Here is a 1,190-nt window from a genome sequence, read left to right as displayed (position 1 = left end):
TTCTCGCTAGGGGTTCCATTTTATTACCGTGTTCGGTGTATTTGTTGCTTGTGAAAGTAGTACCAAAGATTTTGTCATGAACTAATTGTTCTAAAGAACGGAATTTATCATTGCCAGTGATACTGCCAATTTCGGAGGCGTTAATGTATTTTTTGGTGTTGGTACCATTCTTTGGTGCGTTGAGATAATGTGATTTGCATCGTTATTTCCCTTTCTTAAATAATGAGATGATATATCGGCCTAAATAATAAATAAATCTGCTTGTATGAAATAAAGTTTTTAAAAGAAAATCAATTAAACATAAGAGATGAGGTAGAAATAATAAAATAATGGTTAATAAAACTAAATTAAGCCATTGGTTTTGATTATTAAAAAAACAATTACTTATAGTAACAAACCAATTATTTAATTTTGTTAACCAAGTATTAATTAGGTTCCACATGATTATTAGTTTTAGTGGTGGTTAGATATTGATAAAATTGAACTACTATTCCTTGTTTTAATCTTTGGATGCTTAATTGGTAAGTAAAAAGATAGAATTTGATTAAATAAAAGATGAGATAAAAAGGCATTAATAATAAAATAAAGATGATGTTACTGGATAAAAATGATAAGTTTTTTTTAATGAACATATTTAATAGTTCCTTTCTTTTTTAAGTTTTGGGTAATAAAAAAAGACCCTTGCGAAGGGTCTTTATAAAGAATTAAATGTTTTTATTTATATTAAAAACAAATTAATTATTTTCATCATTTAAATTTTTTAAAAGTATTTTATAAGTTTTTAATTGTTCTTTTTGATTAGAAATTAAATTTTCTAAATTTTGTTTTAAGGTTAAAAGAATATTTTTTCTAGGTTCATCATTTGATAATTGTTGTATTTCTTTTTCTGTATTTATTTTTTTAACTGCATTTTCCCGAATTTTATATTTTAAATTAATTATATTTTCTTCAATAGAGTAATTAGTTATGTTTTGGTTATTATTACTAGTGCTAGCAATATCTTTGTTCATCCCCATTACTTGTTGATTATTAGTGATTAAAAATAACCCTAAAAAAGCGAATAAACAAATATTTATTATTTTAAATTGATTTTGTAATTTAAACATTATATGAAATCTCCTTTAATTTTTTATTTACCAATTATTGTTAAATTGATATTTCATTTTGACTTCTTTTGGTTTCATTTTAGT

At 23.1% G+C, this 1,190-nt stretch carries 2 protein-coding genes and 1 pseudogene; all 3 read right to left on the bottom strand.

Annotated features, from left to right (window positions below; genetic code table 11):
• Window positions 1-200 (bottom strand): annotated as a pseudogene (locus ON17_RS03930) (YqaJ viral recombinase family protein); the annotation flags it as partial.
• Between the two features lie 225 nt (window positions 201-425).
• Window positions 426-632 (bottom strand): hypothetical protein, encoded by a 207-nt coding sequence (locus ON17_RS02600; protein ID WP_017191949.1) that lies wholly within the window; start codon window positions 630-632, stop codon window positions 426-428.
• 102 nt (window positions 633-734) lie between these two features.
• Window positions 735-1,106 carry an SVM family protein gene (locus ON17_RS02595; RefSeq protein WP_017191948.1) on the bottom strand — a complete coding sequence of 124 codons (372 nt, stop codon included), beginning with the start codon at window positions 1,104-1,106 and terminating at the stop codon, window positions 735-737.
• Window positions 1,107-1,190: the final 84 nt, after the last annotated feature.

The organism is Poinsettia branch-inducing phytoplasma str. JR1, from assembly GCF_000309465.1.
Taxonomy (GTDB): domain Bacteria; phylum Bacillota_I; class Bacilli_A; order Acholeplasmatales; family Acholeplasmataceae; genus Phytoplasma; species Phytoplasma pruni.
Note: the sequence above shows the minus strand (reverse complement) of the source record. Positions and strands in the feature narration are given on the sequence as shown.

Coding starts and splice junctions, on each gene's coding strand:
- ON17_RS02600 (WP_017191949.1), bottom strand. CDS start 632: ATGTTCATTAAAAAAAACTTATCATTTTTATCCAGTAACATCATCTTT.
- ON17_RS02595 (WP_017191948.1), bottom strand. CDS start 1,106: ATGTTTAAATTACAAAATCAATTTAAAATAATAAATATTTGTTTATTC.